Origin of the sequence: Aeromonas sp. S11(2024), from assembly GCF_041402345.1 — a bacterium.
Lineage (GTDB): Bacteria > Pseudomonadota > Gammaproteobacteria > Enterobacterales > Aeromonadaceae > Aeromonas > Aeromonas veronii.
In genome coordinates this window covers 196435-214026 of the sequence record NZ_JBGLRC010000002.1, presented here as the reverse complement: position 1 = coordinate 214026, position 17592 = coordinate 196435, and the positions used below count along the sequence as shown (strand labels likewise).

Below are 17592 nucleotides of genomic sequence, written 5' to 3'. Positions count from 1 at the left end.
CTGCTCGCCTGATACCGGATTGGTTCCGGTTGATGTAAAAAGTCCGGCTCTCCTTGGGGAGCCGGACTTTGTTTTATGGCAGGATCAGCGGTGGCTGGTTGACATCCGGCAGCGGTTGGCAGCTGCCATCCGGCAGACAAACCTTTCCTTGGCGACTCCTCATCTGGCGCACAAAGTTACCCCACTCGGTCAATAGCCACTGGTTGGGAGCAAACAGCAGCGACTGTTGGGCCGAGGCATCTGCACCCACTGTCGGAGGGGGGTGAGCGTGATCTGCCAGCCGATCTCCTTGCAGGAGAAGGGCTGGTTGAGGGCAACCGGCTGGTTGTTTGCAAGGCAGACCAGCGCGGGGGAAACCAGCGTGGCACTGCCCGGCAACTGACGAGCGGGGAGCAGGGTAAAGGGAGGCTTGCCCTGCATGGTGAGGCGCACTTGCAGCACATTGGCGCTGGCGCCCTGCTCGATAAGGTAGCGGGGGCCGCTCGCGTCATTGCCAGCGCAGGCCCACAGCGGCAGCAGCCACAGGGCAAACAGGGTGATATGACGACTCATAAGGGGGTTAGTGCTCCTGCTCGTAGCCCAGCAGATCGCCGGGCTGGCAATTGAGTTCACGGCAGATGGCCTCCAGAGTGGAGAAGCGCACCGCCTTGGCGTGGCCATTCTTGAGGATCGAGAGGTTGGCCTCGGTGATGTCGATGCGCTGGGCCAGCTCGCGGGCGGTCATTTTACGCTCGGCCAGCAGGGCATCGAGTCGGATGATAATGGGCATACGTTCCTCACACCGTCAGTTGCTGTTCATCGGCCAGCAGTTTTGCCTCGCGCATGACCAGTGCCAGCGCCAGTACGATCAGTCCCGCCAGCAGTACCCGGAAATCGGAGGTACTCAGCGCTATGGTACCGAGTACTTCCGGGCCTCTCATGGTGAGCACCGTATCCAGCAAGGGGGTCAGGATCAATTCGACCAGGAAGGTTGTACAGAGCAGCACTCCGATCTGCCGATAGCGGCGGATCTGCTCGAAGGTGAAGAGCAGACCGGCGCGGTAGCCACGAAACAGCTGGCGCAGTTGCCAGAGCATCATCATAAAGACCAGATCCGGCAACAGCTGTACCAGGGTGCCTAGCAGCCGGGTGGAGAAGTGAAGGGGATAGTCGGCAGGATTGATGCCGGGGCGGCTCAAGATGGTGTTGAGCTTCTCCTGCAGAAAATCGGCGCCACCGAAGGGGGTCCACACCTCCAGCAAGGTGATCAAAGGGGTCGCCAGCAGTGCCAGCAGTAGCAGCCATTCGATCAGCATGCTCGAGCGTTCGAGTTTGTTGGAGATCATCTCATTCCTCACTGTGATGGTTTTATCTGAAAGGTAAAGTTTATCGTTTATCAATATTTACATCGGCAATATTTATTGTTTTACGATATACAGTCAAGATGAAACTTATTGAAAAACGATAATTTCAATCTCTCCGAAGGGGATGACTTTTGGCTGCAGCCTCTCTAGACTGGCGAGGTTGTATACAAAAACTCAACATGGACAAGGAGTTATCGATGCACCAGGGATGGCTGCTGATCGGATTGTCGCTCACCTATCTGGGGCTGCTGTTTCTGATCGCCTTCGTGGCTGACAAGCACAAACGGCACCGTCTCAAGGGGCAACCGCTGCTCTACAGCCTGTCGCTGGCGGTCTACTGCACCTCCTGGACCTTCTTCGGCACCGTGGGGCAGGCGAGTGAATCGCCCTGGTCGCCGGTGCCCATCTACCTTGGCCCCATGCTGGTCTTTCTGTTTGGCTGGCGGCTGCTGGCCCGCCTTATTCTGGTGGCCAAGCGCGAGCACATCACCTCCATCGCCGACTTTATCGCCGCCCGTTACGGCAAATCCCAGCGGCTCGCCATGGTGATCGCCCTCATCGCCATCATGGGGATCCTCCCTTATCTGGTGTTGCAGCTCAAAGCCATCGTCACCGGGCTGGATCTGCTGATGGTCAACAGCGGCGGCATCAGCCCGACCAGCAATACCAGCGAGCTGGCGCTCGGGGTCACCCTGCTGCTGGCGCTGTTCAGCATCCTGTTCGGTACCCGCCATCTCGATGCCACCGAGCACCACAGGGGGATGGTGGTGGCCATCGCTTTCGAGTCGGTGGTCAAATTGCTGGCCTTTATCGCGGTGGGGGGCTTCGCCCTCTGGCTGATCCTGAGCAAACCGGGCGAGGCTTACGAACAGGTGACCCGCGACTTCTTTGCACAGGTGGTGGCGGTGAGCCCCGGCAACCTGCTGGAGCTTGCCATCTATACGGTGCTGGCGATGTGCGCCGTTATCTGCCTGCCGCGCCAGTTTCATGTGACTGTGGTGGAGAACAATCAGGGGCAGGATCTGCACTGGGCGCGCTGGATCTTCCCGCTCTACCTGTTCGTGATGGGGCTCTTTATCTGGCCGCTGGCACTGGCGGGCAAACAGTGGGTGGGGGCTGACATGGCCTCCGACACCTATGTGATCAGTCTGCCGATGGCCCTCGGTTTCGATGGCATGGCGATGCTGGCGTTTCTCGGCGGCACCTCGGCGGCCACCGGCATGGTGATCGTCTGCACCATCGCGCTGGCGATCATGGTGAGCAACGATCTGGTGCTGCCGGTGCTGCTGCGCCGCTTCTGGCGGCAGGGGCGCGACGAGCGGCTGGTGCGGCTGCTGCTGCAGGTGCGCCGTGGCGCCATCCTGCTGATCTTGCTGGCGGCCTGGGGGCTCTACCTCTGGCTCGGCGATCTCACCAGCTTGTCGCGCATCGGTTACCTCTCCTTTGGCGCGGTGGCCCAGTTTGCGCCCGCCCTGCTGCTCGGCCTCTACTGGCGTCACGGCAATCGCAAGGGGGTCTATCTTGGGTTGAGCCTCGGGGTGAGCCTCTGGTTCGTCACCCTGCTGGTGGAGAGCGGGCTGTTGGCCGGTTCACCGCTGGCCGAGCTGCTGGCGCCGCCGGACTGGCCCGCATTTCGCGAGCTGAGTCTCGGGGCCTGGTGCATCTTCCTGAGCCTGCTCTTCAACCTGCTCGGCTATGTGGCAGGCTCGCTGCTCTCCCGTCCGGCGGTGAGCGAGCGGCTGCAGGCGGCCAACTTTGTCGGCAAGCCGAGCCGCGATACCGCCGCCCTCTATCAGGCGCGGGTCTCGGTCAAGGAGCTGGAGATGCTGGCGGCCCGCTTTGTCGGCTCAAGCCGGGTCAAACGCGCCTTTGGTCGTTTCGCCGGTGAGCGCGGCGGCACCTTGGCGCCCCAGATGCAGGCCTCGGCCGAACTGATTGCCCACACCGAGCGGCTGCTGGCGGGGGTGTTTGGTACCTCGTCGGCACGGCTGGTGCTTGCCTCTGCCCTGCAGGGGCGCAACATGCAGCTCGAGGAGATCGCCACCATAGTCGATGAGGCTTCCGACGTGTTTCGCTTCAACCGCGGCCTGCTGCAGGGGGCGATCGAGCATATCGGCCAGGGGATCTCGGTGGTGGACAGGGAGCTTCGGCTGGTGGCCTGGAACCGCCGTTACATCGAGCTGTTCCACTATCCGCCGGGGCTTATTCAGGCTGGGCGTCCCATCGAGGAGATCATCCGCTACAACGCCCAGCAGGGGCTCTGTGGCCCCGGCGATATCGAGGATCACGTGGCGCGGCGGGTCGCCTTTATGAAGCGCGGTAGCGCCCATATCTCGGCGCGGGAGCGCCCGGACGGGCGGGTGATCGAGATGCAGGGCAACCCCATGCCCGCCGGCGGTTTTGTCATGACCTTTACCGACATCACGCCGTTTCGCGATGCGGAGCGGGTGCTGCGCGAAGCGAACGAACATCTGGAGGCGCGGGTGGCCGAGCGCACCCGTGAGCTCTCCGAACTCAACCGCCAACTATTGCTGGTGAACCAGCAGGTGGAGCGGGCCAATCAATCCAAGAGCCGTTTTCTGGCGGCGGTCAGCCATGATCTGACCCAGCCCCTCAACGCAGCCAAGCTCTTTACCTCCTCCCTGCTGGAGATGTTGCCCGATGCTGGCGAGCAGGCCCGCATCGCCCGCCATATCGACGATGCGCTGGGGGCGACCGAGGATCTCATCACCGATCTGCTCGATATCTCGCGGCTCGAAGCGGGCAAGTTCAAGGCCAAGAAGCTCGACTTTGCCCTGCGCGATCTGCTCGACAACCTCAAGGCGGAGTTTGGCGTGCTGGCCCAGGCGGGGGGGATCCACTTCTCGGTTGTGGAGAGCAAGCACGCGGTGCACAGCGATGTGCGGCTACTGCGCCGGGTGCTGCAGAACTTCCTGACCAATGCGTTTCGCTACAACCCGGGCGGCAGGGTGCTGCTTGGTTGCCGCCGGATGGGGGACAAGATCCGCATCGAGGTGTGGGATAACGGCCCCGGCATCCCGCAGGACAAGCAGGAGGCTATTTTTGACGAGTTCTCCCGTCTCGATCACTCCCGTACCGCCAAGGAGCAGGGGCTGGGTCTGGGGCTCGCCATCGCCCGCGGCATCTCGCTGGTGCTCGGTCATCAGCTCACATTACAAAGCTGGCCGGGCAAGGGGTCGGTCTTTGCGGTGACCCTAAATCTGGCAACCCGGCCGGTCACGGCCCATCATCTGGCGGCGCCGGTGGTGCGTGACAGCCAGCTGGAAGGTGTAGCCGTGCTCTGTATCGACAACGAGCGGGACATTCTGACCGCCATGAGCACACTGCTCGGCCGTTGGGGCAGCGAAGTGCGCTGCGCCGTTGATCTGGCCGAAGCCGAGGCGCTGATAGCAGAGGGGTTTGTGCCGAGACTGGTGCTCTCTGACTACCACCTCGACGATGGCAAGACCGGGTTGGAGGCGCTGGCTGCCCTGCAGCGGGTGTGTGGCGACGAGCTGGGAGGCATCATCATCAGCGCCGATCGCAAGAGCGAGCTGCAGGCGCAGATCCGCGAGCGGGGGTATGGCTACATCAGCAAACCGGTCAAACCGCTCAAACTGCGGGCCCTGATGAACAGCCTGCTGCTGCGCTAGTCGCAGCCGGGGCGGCTAGCCGTGAACCGGCTCACAAAACCGTAGAATGATCCTGTGGCCCGTGGTCATGGATGAATGCCGAAAACAGAGATTTATTGGCGAAGATCTCTTCATCTCCCTGCGCAATCGCCGCCAGTTACAGTATTGGCTTGCCACTGTCGGTGAACGCCGACAGTGGCAGACCGGATTGGCTCACTCTATAGTCGGGATGCGATTTTTTGCATCGCAAATGAAGTAACCGAAGGGCAAACCGATCGCAAGATCGGGACGCAAAGCTTCCGGTCCAGGGATGAGCCGTACTTGAGATAGCGGGGCCACCACAGGTTGTTGTGCACCTTTGCCAAGAGGCCGCACTGCCGTCTGCGTTACCTGTCAGGGCGTAGCCCTTTTCGTTGCCAACATAACGAAATAGGGAAATATAAAAATGCTAAGTCCAAAGCCTACCATGCTGGCCCTTGCGGTCGGTCTGTGCTGCGCCTCGTCCGCTTATGCTGCGGCGCCCGGCAAGCCGACCATCGGATGGGGCCCCACCAAGTTTTCCATCGTTGAAGTCGATCAGGCGGCCACTGCCTACAACAATCTGGTCAAGGTAAAGGATGCCGCCGATGTGGAGGTGAACTGGAACCTCTGGAGCGGCGATCTGGGCCAGAGTGCCAAGGTACTGCTCAATGGTCAGGAGGTGTGGTCCGGCCCCTCGGCCGCAGCGGGCAGCGCCAAATTCAAGGTGAAGAAAGGGGGGCGCTACCAGATGCAGGTGGCGCTGTGCAACGCCGATGGCTGTACCCTCTCTGATGCCAAGGAGATCGTGGTCGCCGATACCGATGGTAGCCATCTGGCGCCACTCAAGGCGCCGCTGCAGGAGAACAACAAGCCCTACGCCAACAAGTCCGGCAAGGTTGTGGGGACTTACTATGTGGAGTGGGGGGTCTATGGCCGCAAGTTTACGGTGGACAAGATCCCGGCCCAGAACCTGACCCATATCCTCTATGGTTTCACCCCCATCTGCGGCGGGGATGGCCTCAACGACAGCCTCAAGGAGATCGAAGGGAGCTTCCAGGCGTTGCAACGGGCGTGCGCCGGTCGCGCCGACTTCAAGGTGGCGATGCACGATCCCTGGGCCGCCATCCAGATGCCGCAAGGCAACCTCACTGCCCATGACGAGCCCTACAAGGGCAACTTTGGCGCCCTGATGGCGCTCAAGCAGGCCTATCCGAACCTCAAGATCCTCCCCTCGGTCGGTGGCTGGACCCTCTCCGATCCCTTCTACTTCCTCGGTGACAAAACCAAGCGCGATGTGTTTGTCGGCTCGGTGAAAGAGTTCCTGCTGACCTGGAAGTTCTTCGATGGTGTGGATATCGACTGGGAGTACCCGGGCGGACAGGGTGCCAACCCGAAACTGGGCAGCCCGAGTGATGGTGCCACCTACGTGGCCCTGATGAAGGAGCTGCGGGCCATGCTCGACGAGCTGGAGGCCGAGACCGGTCGCCAGTATGAGCTCACCTCGGCCATCGGGGCGGGGGGCGACAAGATCCAGGATGTGGACTACAAGGCGGCCCAGCCCTACATGGATCACATCTTCATGATGACCTATGACTACAACGGTGCATGGAGCAACACCGAGCTGGGCCACCAGACCAACCTCTATGCAGCGAGCTGGGACCCCGCAACCAAGTACACCACCGACAAGGCGGTGAATCAGCTGCTGGCGCAGGGGGTTGAACCGGGCAAGCTGGTGGTCGGTGCCGCCATGTATGGCCGTGGCTGGACCGGCGTGAGCGGTTATCAGGGCAACAACCCCTTCACCGGCAAGGCGACCGGCAAGGTGAAAGGCACCTGGGAGGACGGGGTGGTGGATTACCGCGACATCGTCAACAACCGGATGTGGGCGGGCTGGGAGAAGGGCTACGACGAGGTGGCCGAGGCGCCCTATCTGTTCAAGGCGGCGACCGGCGACCTCATCACCTATGACAACGAGCGCTCGGTCAAGGCCAAGGGGCAGTATGTGCTGGCCAACAAGCTCGGTGGCCTCTTCTCCTGGGAGATCGATGCCGACAACGGCGACATCCTCAACGCCATGCATGAAGGGCTGGGCCACGGCGAGGGGACGACTCCACCAGCCAACAAGCCGCCGCTGGCCAACGCGGGCAGTGACCTCAAGGTGACCGGCCCGACCGAGGTGACGCTGGATGGGTCAGCCTCCCACGATCCGGAAAACAGCGCGCTCAGCTACAGCTGGAAGCAGATCTCCGGCCCGCAGGCTGCCCTGCTCGATGCCACTCAGGCCAAGGCCCGTGTTGTACTCGATGCCGTGTCCGCCGACATCAATCTGGTGTTCGAGCTGACAGTGACCGATGACCAGCAGTTGAGTGCCAAGGATCAGGTGGTGGTGACCAACAAGGCGCCGCAGGCCAATCTGGCGCCGGTGGTGAGTCTACCTGCCACGGCCTCTGTGGAGGCGGGCAAGCAGGTGACCATCAAGGCGACCGCCTCTGATCCGAACGGTGATCCGTTGACCTATCAGTGGAGCGTGCCGGCAGGCATCACCGCAACGGGTCAGAACAGCGCCACTCTGGTGGTCACCGGCCCGAGCGTCACCAGCGACACCGGCTATGACCTCAGCGTCACCGTCTCCGACGGCGGGCTGGATGCCAGCGCGGCAACCCATCTGACGGTCAAACCGGCCAGCAGCGGCGGTGGTTGCACGGCGACCGATCCGGATGCGGTCAATTGGCCAGTCTGGAAAGCGGCCAGCACCTATAACAGCGGCGACAAGGTGAGCCACAACCAGCTGGTATGGCAGGCCAAGTACTGGACCCAGGGCAACGAGCCGAGCCGCACCGCGGATCAGTGGCTGCTGGTGAGCAAGGTGCAACTGGGTTGGGATGCCAATGTGGCCTACAACGGTGGCGAGCTCACCACCCATAACGGCCGTCAGTGGAAGGCGCAGTACTGGACCAAGGGCAATGAGCCCGGCAAACACGACGTCTGGCAGGATGTGGGAGCCGCCAGCTGTAAATAAGCATTGAATGATGGCGGGGCATGCCAGTCATGCCCCGTTTTTTCTCCCCGCTTCGCCACATTCTGGCGGGTCTGCCAATCGGTTTCCCCAGCTTCTCTCGTGTCCCTGCAAAGTGCTCACTCTTGCCTAGTGATTAATGCTCTCCCCGATAGCTGGCATCTGTGCCGCACGCTGCCCTTTGCCAGCCATTGAGGCTGTTGATAAGCCAGATCATCCCGGCCAGTGGCAAGGCATAAATCGTCAAACGAACAAATTTGTCGTATCTGGATAACCGGGTGCGTGAGGGCAATTCGCTGGGCATGAAGACACCTGCTGGCCATGCAAAGCGGCGATTATAAATTCATTAGTTGCGATACAGATGGGTCTTTTGTCGCATATTGTTCTTACTCATTGATTTTTCTCAATTTGGTGTGATGCAGATCAAAAAAATGGTGTGAGGTATCTGGTTGGAGGTGATGAGATTAGGTCTGCATATCTGGCTGTTTTTTAAATATTAATTTCTTGAAAGTGGGTAATTATCGGGGTTGGAAACCGGTGGGCTGGCAATGGTTCGATTTGCTTACTTATCAGAATTTCCCTACAGTCAATCGGCGATTATTTTGCGATTATTTATCGCCAGAAATAACGTTGTGACAAGGGCAAACCGATTGAAAAGTCGGGACGCAAAGCTTCCGGTCTAAGGGTCAAGACGACCTAGGATAGCGGGGCCACCACAGTAGAATGCAGGCTGCCTTTGCCAAGGGGTGGCCGTTTTTGTGTCACCTGTCGTGTTGCGTTGCCCTTTCGTTTTTCCCATAACGAAACGAAAAGGAAAGCAATATGCTAAGTCCAAAACCTGCACTGCTGGCCATGATGGTCGGTACCCTGCTCGCCTCCTCAGCCGCTTATGCGGCAGCTCCCGGCAAACCCGCTATCGGTTGGGGCCCCACCAAGTTTGCCATCGTCGAAGTCAGCCAGTCCGCGACCGCTTATAACGAGCTGGTCAAGGTGAAGGATGGCGCCGATGTGACCGTCACCTGGAATCTCTGGAACGGCGATATCGGCCAGAGTGCCAAGGTGCTGCTGGATGGCAAGGAAGTCTGGTCCGGTCCCTCTTCCGCCGCGGGTACCGCCACCTTCAAGGTGCACAAGGGGGGCCGCTATCAGATGCAGGTCGCGCTGTGCAACGGCGATGGCTGTACCCTGTCTGATTCCAAGGAGATCGTGGTCGCCGATACCGACGGCAGCCACCTCGCACCGCTCAAGCCTGCCCTGCAGGAGCACAACAAGCCTTACGTCAACAAGTCCGGCAAGGTGGTCGGCACCTACTATGTGGAGTGGGGGGTCTATGATCGCAACTTCACCGTGGACAAGCTGCCGGCCCAGAACCTGACCCATATCCTCTATGGCTTCACCCCGATTTGTGGCGGTGATGGCCTCAACGACAGCCTCAAAGAGATTGCCGGTAGCTTCCAGGCGCTGCAACGTGCCTGTGCAGGGCGCAAGGATTTCCAGGTCGCCATTCACGATCCCTGGGCCGCGCTGCAAAAAGGGCAGGGGTCACTGGTTGCCTGGGATGAGCCCTACAAGGGCAACTTCGGCAACCTGATGGCCCTCAAGCAGGCTTATCCGGACCTGAAGATCCTCCCCTCCGTCGGTGGCTGGACCCTCTCCGACCCCTTCTTCTTCATGCATGACAAGGCCAAGCGTGACGTGTTCGTCGCCTCGGTCAAAGAGTTCCTGCAGACCTGGAAGTTCTTCGACGGTGTCGATATCGACTATGAGTTCCCGGGCGGCGACGGTGCCAACCCCAATCTGGGGGACAAGACCAAAGATGGTGAAACCTATGTGCTGATCATGAAGGATCTGCGCGCCATGCTCGACGAGCTGGAGGCCGAGACCGGTCGCACCTATCAGCTCACCTCCGCCATCGGTGCCGGTTACGACAAGATTGAGGATGTGGATTACAAGGCTGCCCAGCAGTACATGGACCACCTCTTCGTGATGAGTTACGACTACAACGGTGCCTGGAGCAATACCTCCCTGGGTCATCAGGCCAACCTCTATCAGGCTACCAACGGCTCGGCCAACAAGCGCTACAACACTGATGCAGCGGTGCAGCAACTGCTAGCGCAGGGGGTCGACTCCGGGAAGCTGGTGATCGGTGCCGCCGCCTACGGTCGCGGCTGGAAAGGGGTGAGCGGTTATCAGGGCAATGACCCCTTCACCGGCACCGCCACCGGCAAGATCAAGGGCACCTGGGAAGATGGCGTGCTGGACTATCGTCACATCGTCAACAGCCATATGGGCGCAGGCTGGGAGTACAACTACGACGAGACTGCCGAAGCGGCCACCCTGTTCAAGCCATCCACCGGCGAGCTGATCACCTATGACGACGAGCGCTCGGTCAAGGCGAAAGGCCAATACGTGCTGGCCAACAAGCTGGGCGGGCTCTTCTCCTGGGAGATCGATGCCGACAACGGTGACATCCTCAACGCCATGCATGAAGGTCTCGGTCACGGTGAAGGGGTTACTCCGCCAGCCAACAAGCCGCCAGTAGCCAACGCGGGCAGCGATCTGAGTGTCACCGGTCCGACCGAGGTGACGCTGAACGGCTCCGCCTCCCACGACCCGGAAAATGGCACCCTCACCTATAGCTGGAAGCAGGTCTCCGGCCCGCAAGCCACCCTGCATGATGCGACTCAGGCCAAGGCCCGGGTTGTACTCGATGCCGTGTCCGCCGACATCAATCTGGTGTTCGAGCTGACGGTGACCGATGACCATCAACTGACCGCCAGGGATGAGGTGGTGGTGACCAACAAGGCGCCACAGCCCAACCTGCCTCCGGTGGTGACTTTGCCTACCAGCGTCAAGGTGGAAGAGGGCAAGCAGGTGAGCATCACCGCCAAGGCATCCGACCCCAATGGCGACGAGCTGATCTACCAGTGGCAAGTGCCTGCCGGTATCACGGCGACCGGCCAGAACAGCGCCACCCTGGTGGTCACCGGCCCGGCGGTGGATGTCGAAACCGGTTATGACCTCTCTGTGACCGTCTCCGATGGCGCACTCGATGCCAACGCGGCCACCCGTCTCACCGTCACGCCAATCAACGAAGGTGGTGAGGGTGGCTCTTGCAACACCACAGATCCGGAAGCGGCGAATGTTCCCGCATGGCAGGCCAGCAAGGTCTACAACGGCGGTGACAAGGTGAGCCACAACCAGCTGGTATGGCGTGCCAAGTACTGGACTCAGGGCAATGAGCCGAGCCGCGCCGCCGATCAGTGGGCGCTGGCGAGTCAGGTTGATCTGGGTTGGAACGCAGCCGTTGCCTACAACGGCGGGGATCTCACCAACCACAACGGCCGTCAGTGGAAGGCCAAGTGGTGGACTCAAGGCAATGAGCCGGGCAAGCACGATGTCTGGCTGGATGTCGGGGCGGCAAGCTGCCCCTAGGTTGAGTCCATGATGAAGATGGCGGAGTCTGTTCAGGCGGGCTCCGCCTTTTGCCACAAAACCATAGAGAGCAACAATAATGAAAAAAAACCGCATCACCCTTCTGCTTGCCAGCATGATGCTGAGCGGCCACCTGTGGGCGGCCGAGGCATATGACATCAACAAATCCTATCCGGGCGGCAGCCAGGTCAATTACAACGGCCAGGTTTTTGAGGCCAAGTGGTGGGTCAACCCGGGTCAGACTCCCGGCATGGCGGCCGCCAATGAGTGGGATACCCCGTGGAAGCTTGTCGGCGAAGAGGAAGTGACCCCGCCGGATACCGGTGGCGATGACAAGCCCAATCCGCCGACGCCAACTCCGCCGGATGGCAGCACCACCCCCGTCTATATGAGCCAGGCCGAGCTGGATGCCAAAGAGAAGGCGCTGACCGACTTCCCGGCGATGGAAGCGGTCAAGGCCTCCATCGCGACCCGGGACAATCTGGTGGTCGAGGCGGTGCAGCCGGGCCGTGCCGACAACCCGGGCAACGTCAAGCGGGTCGAAAGCCTGCTGAGCGAGGGTCAGTTCAACTACCTCTTCTCGCTGCGCGCCCCCGAGTACACCTATCGCGGTCTGCTGCAGGCGGCGGCCAAGTTCCCGGCCCTGTGCAGCGATTACAGCGATGGCCGCGATGCCGATGCTATCTGCCGCAAGACGTTGGCGACCATGTTCGCTCACTTCGCCCAGGAGACCGGTGGCCATGAAAACTGGCGCCCGGAGGCCGAGTGGCGTCAGGCGCTGGTCTACGTGCGCGAGATGGGATGGAATGAGACCATGCGCGGTGGTTACAACGCCGAGTGCCGCCCCGATGTGTGGCAGGGTCAGCAGTGGCCGTGCGGTACGTTCGACAATGGCGAGTTCAAGAGCTACTTTGGTCGCGGCGCCAAACAGCTCTCCTACAACTACAACTACGGCCCCTTCTCCGAGGCGATGTTCGGTACGGTGCGCACCCTGCTCGACCGTCCCGATCTGGTGGCCGACACCTGGCTGAACCTCGCCAGCGCGGTGTTCTTCTATACCTATCCGCAGCCGCCCAAGCCCTCCATGCTCCATGTCATCGATGGCACCTGGCAGCCAAATGACCATGACAAGCAGAACGGTCTGGTGCCGGGCTTCGGGGTCACCACCCAGATCATCAATGGTGGGGTGGAGTGCGGCGGCCCGGTCGAGCACGCCCAGTCCCAGAATCGCATCAACTACTACCGCGAGTTTGCCAACTACCTCGGGGTGGCGGTGCCATCCGATGAGGTGCTGGGTTGCAAGAACATGAAGGTGTTTGACGACAATGGCGCCGGTGCCTTGCCCATCTATTGGGAGCAGGACTGGAGCTATGTGGCAGAGAACCCCAACGGCGGCAAGAGTTACGCTTGCAAGCTGGTGGGCTACCAGACCCGTTTCAGTGCCTTCAAGGCAGGGGATTACAGCCGCTGCGTTCAGCACTTCTATCCGGAGGTGGTGATCGAGGATAACGGCGGTGGCACCAACCTGCCGCCGGTGGCCAATATCACCGGCCCGGCGCAGGCCGAAGGCGGCAGCAAGGTGACCCTCTCCGGCCAGCACTCCAGCGATCCGGAAGGTAAGCCACTGACTTATGCCTGGACTATTTCGGCTGGAGCTTCTGCCCCGGCACTGGATCAGGTGACCTTGGAGTTGACCCTGCCCAAGCCGGCCAGCGATACCAAGCTGGAGATCAAACTGACGGTGACCGATGAAGGGAGCTTGAGCCGTAGCGCTACCCATAGCCTGCTGGTGAAAGGGGAGGAGGGGGGCGTAACGCCGCCTGACTATCCGGCCTACAAAGAGGGGACTCCCTACAAGGCGGGCGAGCGGGTCAGCAACGGCGGTGCCAGCTACGAGTGCAAACCGCACCCCTACACCGGCTGGTGCGCAGGTGCCGCCTGGGCCTATGAGCCGGGCAAGGGTACGGCCTGGGCCGATGCCTGGATCAAGCTCTGAGCCGTTTCAGGGTTACAAGGTTTGCCGACAAGCCAGCTGACAATCCGGAGCAATAAAAGATGGGGCCTGCGGGCCCCATTCTTGTTTGGTGGAGTTCAGGTTTGGCCGTGGAACATCTGGCCCGGACAGGACAGCGCCTCGAAAGGGCTGTGTGATGATGTGTGTTGTTGTTTTATTACATTTTCCGTGAAAGGCTTTCAGCAATTATTTGCCGTAGCGGAAGTAGTATTCACGGGTGGAGGGGGCATAGGCATCTTTCTCTACAACGCCGTTCTTGGTGGTTGCACCGCGCAGGTGGAACAGGACTGCCAGATTCTCAAACATGGTTTACCTCATCGCTCTGTCATTTATGTTTATGGTGTGTGACCTGGGTCACGGTTTGATCCTATGGTCATTTGTGAGCCAGATCAACTTTCTGTGTTGTAAATTTACAAAAATCATGGAAAGGGTTTTCAAATGCAATGCCCTTTATGGAAAGGCTTTCCCGAGGTGACGGGGGAGAAGCTGACGATCAGCCTGCAAAAGATGCCTGAGAGCGGGGGCGTTGCACGGGGAAAAAGGCTTGCTGCACGGCCTCTCCTGTATAGGTGCTTGAGCCGATTTGTGACATAAAACAGAGAGATAGCACGCGTCTTGCTGGTAAAAACAGCGAACTGCTGCAATTTTGACTAAACGAATCAGTCGTGGTTATTTTAGGGTTGACAGCAAAGCGGGTGATGCCTATTATGCGCCTCCGTTGCCGGAGATAACTTCGTCAGCGCCGAGGTGAGTTGGGGTTATAGCTCAGCTGGGAGAGCGCTTGCATGGCATGCAAGAGGTCCGCGGTTCGATCCCGCGTAGCTCCACCAAATTCTCCTCGAACAATCTGGAATCAAAGGGGTTATAGCTCAGCTGGGAGAGCGCTTGCATGGCATGCAAGAGGTCCGCGGTTCGATCCCGCGTAGCTCCACCAGGTTCCTGATTGACATGAAGTACCCAGGGCAGTGTGGTGTGTATCACCCAAGCCGACCTTTGTGGGGTTATAGCTCAGCTGGGAGAGCGCTTGCATGGCATGCAAGAGGTCCGCGGTTCGATCCCGCGTAGCTCCACCATTATTTAGGATGAATGGCCGCCAGAACCATTCATTCAGTACCGAATTTGGGGTTATAGCTCAGCTGGGAGAGCGCTTGCATGGCATGCAAGAGGTCCGCGGTTCGATCCCGCGTAGCTCCACCAAATTCAGAGTGACTACTGTCATTCACACAAATCGGGGTTATAGCTCAGCTGGGAGAGCGCTTGCATGGCATGCAAGAGGTCCGCGGTTCGATCCCGCGTAGCTCCACCAAATTCTTGTTACAAGAAGCAATAAGGCCACCGCATAGCGGTGGCCTTTTTGTTTTCTCCATCATTTATTTTCTCCATACGTCCGCGCCTTTCATTTGTAAATCCAATGACCTGAATGAAAAAGCCCGCGAGAGTCGCGGGCTTTGCTTGCACTATTCAAATTCGCCTGTGGTTAACGGCGACGTCGCCAGGCCAGTGGCAACAGGGCCAGCAGGCCGAGTCCCAGTGCACCACCGCCTGAGGAGGTGTCCGGTTTGGTGGCATCGCTCTCCAGTCTCAGATCGACGATGATGGGGTCATGGTCGGAGGCACTGAAGGGGTTGTCAGACTTGAGCAGGGAGCCTGTGTACTGGCTGCCGTATTCGAACAGGGAGCTTTCGAAGGAGTTGATGTGCCAGTCGGCGACACCTGCCACCTTGCTGGCCAGCGCCGGGTTGGCGAGGGCGTAGTCCAGGGTGCCCAGCTCCCCGTCGTAGCTGTAGGAGATGGCTTTCTCCTTGTTGAATTTGACGTTGAGATCGATCAGGCCGTAGCTGCGAGTCACTTCGCGACCGAGCTGTTCATAGGACTGCTCACCGATAAAGGTGTGGGAGGCCGATACGATCTTCCGCTCGCTGGTGGCCGGGTTGTAGTCGGTCAGTACCCGGATCGGATCTTCCTTGGCGTAGGAGTTGAAGTCGCCCACCAGCAGCACCTGGCCCGGCAGTTTGCTGACAGCCTCACCCAGCACCTTGGCGGCAGAGACCCGGAACTCGGTGCACTTGCCCTGCAGGTCGGCCGGTTCTGTCTTGCCATCGCCATTTTCGTAGCAGCCTGACCCCTTGGATTTGAGGTGGTTGACCACCAGCGTCAGCGGCTCCTTGCTCTTGGCGAGGGTGAAGGTCTGAACCAGAGAATCGCGCTGACCAGCTGTCTTGGCCACACCACCTGTGGTGTAGCGCTGCTCCGGCAGCTTGATGACGCTGGCATCTCCGCTGGGGGTGAGCAGGGTAGGGCGGTAGATCATCGCCACCATGATGGCGTCGCCGCCGAAGAACTTGCCATCGGTAAGGGCAGTGACCGGCAGACGCACATAGGCGTAGTGTTTGCTCGCATCCTTCTGCTGTTCGTTGAGGCGGGTCACCAGATTGTGGAGGGCCGAGTTATCCTCGAAGCCGTTGTTCTCCATCTCCATCAGGCCAAGCAGATCGGCATCCATTGCGGTAATGGCATTGACGATCTTGGTGCGCTGCTTCTCGAACTCGGGCTGGCTCTTGGCACCCCGGTTGCAACCTTTGGCGTTATCGGCATCCGCCTGATCCTTGCACAGGATATTGAGTGCGCCGCCAATGCTGGAGTGGCTGGTGAAGTAGTTGAGCACGTTGAAGCTGCCGATCCGCAGATCGCTACCAGCGAGGCGAGCCGGCGCGTCTTGACGATCCTCTTCAGGGCTGCGCAGCAGAGCACCGGCAGTCAGGGTGATATCGCTCGGTACCACCAGACGGAAGGCATCCTTGTTGTATACGATCACCCCCTCCAGCCCGGTCAGTTGATCACCGATGCGCAGATAACCCTGATCGGCATCCCAGCTCGGGAACCAGGGCAGTACGCCATCCGGCGCTTTGTAATCAGACTCGACCACCAGACGGTTGCTGCCATTTTTGGTGGCTAGTGCGACAGCGTCCGCACTGCTGGCAACATGAAGTTGGGTCGGTTTGAGCAGCGGGGTTTTGTGGGCCAACTCTACGTTGTTGCGATAGACCTTGTAGTCGAAGCCGTAGTTGCGGGTCAGGTGCAGGTCACTGCTGCTGTCGAGACGTACCCGCATCCCTTCGTGGCGATTGAGCGCTTGCGCCAGCGTCTCCCCTTCATTGACCTGCAATACGCTGGTCGGCACATTCAGCCCTTGTGCGGTGACTTGCAAGTGGGCTTTTTTGGTGGCCTTGTCGACTAACGGGGTCAGCTGGGTGCCGCCGTAAAACTCTTGCACCTGTGCTTCCAGACAGACTTCGCTCCCCGGTTTGACGTCTTTATATTTGGTCGCGAAGTCCTTGTCGTTCAGATAGACAAAGATGCCATCAGAGGTGGCCGGATTGCCATCGCCCACCGGGTCGGTCAGATAGAAACCCTTGGTCAGGCTTTGGCCCAGCGTCGTCACGATACCGCGAACGTTGAAGGTGCCCGTGCTGATTTTGCCGGTCACATTGCCGTTCTTGTCGGTCACGGTCTGGGTAGCCAGCGTGCTGGCGGAGCCTGTGCCCTGAATGGTCGGGATGGGGGTGAGTTGAGCCGGATCGGACGGGCAGACAAATGCCGCATGGGCGCCTGAGGATGCAAGTGCCAGCCCCACGGCCAGCGACAGCAGGGTACGAGTACCTTTCATAGGTGTTCCTTTTTTATTTTTGCCAGTGATTCCATAGCCTTGGCTCGTTGACCAAGGGCGCGCATTGTCACATTTCTGGCATGTCATACCAGTGAGCCAACGCACATTAAATGAATCTGGGAAGGTGCGGGAAAGCGTTTTCATGATCCCAGTAACGATATGATTTTTTTGATAATTAAATCAATTTTAACCCTGTGATCATGACGCTTTCGTGGCAGGGGATAATTCTCTTTGAGAATAAAGATTGAGGGGATCTTGTCGCCTTCCTATACTGGGTTCGTTCCTCACGGAACCCAGGTAAAGGGCAAACCGGCAGTGATGCTGGGGCGCAATGCTTCCGGTCTCGATCGTGGATCCAGATAGCGGGGTTTCCCTGGGTGAGGGGTGGTTTTTGTGGCAGGTCCATTGCCAGTTGTCTGCGCCCATCATGCAGGTTGCGATTGTTCTTTGCCTTGGTGACCAAG

The 17592-nt window shown here is 59.7% G+C and carries 8 protein-coding genes, 5 tRNA genes, 1 pseudogene and 3 riboswitches; of the genes and pseudogenes, 9 read left to right on the top strand and 5 right to left on the bottom strand.

Annotated features, from left to right (window positions below):
* Positions 1 to 76 precede the first annotated feature (76 nt).
* The 3 genes and pseudogenes from ACB040_RS02795 to ACB040_RS02785 all read right to left on the bottom strand — a co-directional run.
* Positions 77 to 552 (bottom strand): annotated as a pseudogene (locus ACB040_RS02795) (hypothetical protein); the annotation flags it as partial.
* A 7-nt stretch (positions 553 to 559) separates the two neighbouring features.
* The gene (locus tag ACB040_RS02790; protein ID WP_201949611.1) at positions 560 to 769 is read right to left on the bottom strand and encodes a helix-turn-helix transcriptional regulator; all 210 of its coding nucleotides are present in this window, start codon (positions 767 to 769) and stop codon (positions 560 to 562) included.
* 7 nt (positions 770 to 776) lie between these two features.
* Positions 777 to 1325, bottom strand: coding sequence for a DUF2975 domain-containing protein (locus tag ACB040_RS02785; RefSeq protein WP_115521890.1), 549 nt, complete (start codon positions 1323 to 1325; stop codon positions 777 to 779).
* Positions 1326 to 1540: 215 nt separating this feature from the next.
* On the opposite strand from ACB040_RS02785, the gene ACB040_RS02780 reads away from it, so the two are divergent.
* A complete protein-coding gene (locus ACB040_RS02780) occupies positions 1541 to 4996 on the top strand; it encodes a NahK/ErcS family hybrid sensor histidine kinase/response regulator (RefSeq protein ID WP_371153141.1) in 3456 nt (1151 codons plus the stop codon).
* A gap of 234 nt (positions 4997 to 5230) precedes the next feature.
* Positions 5231 to 5318: riboswitch (cyclic di-GMP riboswitch) on the top strand.
* 102 nt (positions 5319 to 5420) lie between these two features.
* Positions 5421 to 8015: a glycosyl hydrolase family 18 protein gene (locus tag ACB040_RS02775; protein WP_371153139.1), complete on the top strand. Its 2595-nt coding sequence runs from the start codon at positions 5421 to 5423 to the stop codon at positions 8013 to 8015.
* A 133-nt stretch (positions 8016 to 8148) separates the two neighbouring features.
* On the opposite strand, the gene ACB040_RS02770 is transcribed toward ACB040_RS02775, so the two are convergent.
* Complete coding sequence (locus ACB040_RS02770; protein WP_234916379.1) at positions 8149 to 8316, bottom strand: hypothetical protein; 168 nt, start codon at positions 8314 to 8316, stop codon at positions 8149 to 8151.
* Between the two features lie 326 nt (positions 8317 to 8642).
* Positions 8643 to 8730, top strand: a riboswitch (cyclic di-GMP riboswitch).
* A 104-nt stretch (positions 8731 to 8834) separates the two neighbouring features.
* Between ACB040_RS02770 and ACB040_RS02765 the strand changes: the two genes are divergently transcribed.
* From ACB040_RS02765 to ACB040_RS02735, 7 genes are all read left to right on the top strand, one after another.
* Positions 8835 to 11447 carry a glycosyl hydrolase family 18 protein gene (locus ACB040_RS02765; RefSeq protein ID WP_371153137.1) on the top strand — a complete coding sequence of 871 codons (2613 nt, stop codon included), beginning with the start codon at positions 8835 to 8837 and terminating at the stop codon, positions 11445 to 11447.
* Between the two features lie 79 nt (positions 11448 to 11526).
* Positions 11527 to 13443, top strand: coding sequence for a glycoside hydrolase family 19 protein (locus ACB040_RS02760; RefSeq protein ID WP_338772341.1), 1917 nt, complete (start codon positions 11527 to 11529; stop codon positions 13441 to 13443).
* Between the two features lie 772 nt (positions 13444 to 14215).
* Positions 14216 to 14291 (top strand) — tRNA-Ala (locus ACB040_RS02755).
* A gap of 28 nt (positions 14292 to 14319) precedes the next feature.
* Positions 14320 to 14395 (top strand) — tRNA-Ala (locus ACB040_RS02750).
* Positions 14396 to 14458: 63 nt separating this feature from the next.
* Positions 14459 to 14534, top strand: a tRNA-Ala gene (locus ACB040_RS02745).
* 48 nt (positions 14535 to 14582) lie between these two features.
* Positions 14583 to 14658, top strand: a tRNA-Ala gene (locus ACB040_RS02740).
* 33 nt (positions 14659 to 14691) lie between these two features.
* Positions 14692 to 14767 (top strand) — tRNA-Ala (locus ACB040_RS02735).
* Positions 14768 to 14938: 171 nt separating this feature from the next.
* Here ACB040_RS02735 and ACB040_RS02730 read toward each other — a convergent pair.
* Entirely contained in the window at positions 14939 to 17128 is a 2190-nt protein-coding gene (locus ACB040_RS02730; protein ID WP_338772338.1) for an ExeM/NucH family extracellular endonuclease, read from the bottom strand.
* 293 nt (positions 17129 to 17421) lie between these two features.
* Positions 17422 to 17504: riboswitch (cyclic di-GMP riboswitch) on the top strand.
* The last annotated feature ends 88 nt before the right edge of the window (positions 17505 to 17592 follow it).

Bases quoted from the DNA above. Each gene is read 5' to 3' on its own strand.
- ACB040_RS02785 (WP_115521890.1), bottom strand. From the start codon at position 1,325: ATGATCTCCAACAAACTCGAACGCTCGAGCATGCTGATCGAATGGCTG.
- ACB040_RS02730 (WP_338772338.1), bottom strand. From the start codon at position 17,128: ATGAAAGGTACTCGTACCCTGCTGTCGCTGGCCGTGGGGCTGGCACTT.
- ACB040_RS02775 (WP_371153139.1), top strand. From the start codon at position 5,421: ATGCTAAGTCCAAAGCCTACCATGCTGGCCCTTGCGGTCGGTCTGTGC.
- ACB040_RS02765 (WP_371153137.1), top strand. From the start codon at position 8,835: ATGCTAAGTCCAAAACCTGCACTGCTGGCCATGATGGTCGGTACCCTG.
- ACB040_RS02770 (WP_234916379.1), bottom strand. From the start codon at position 8,316: ATGCCCAGCGAATTGCCCTCACGCACCCGGTTATCCAGATACGACAAA.
- ACB040_RS02760 (WP_338772341.1), top strand. From the start codon at position 11,527: ATGAAAAAAAACCGCATCACCCTTCTGCTTGCCAGCATGATGCTGAGC.
- ACB040_RS02780 (WP_371153141.1), top strand. From the start codon at position 1,541: ATGCACCAGGGATGGCTGCTGATCGGATTGTCGCTCACCTATCTGGGG.
- ACB040_RS02790 (WP_201949611.1), bottom strand. From the start codon at position 769: ATGCCCATTATCATCCGACTCGATGCCCTGCTGGCCGAGCGTAAAATG.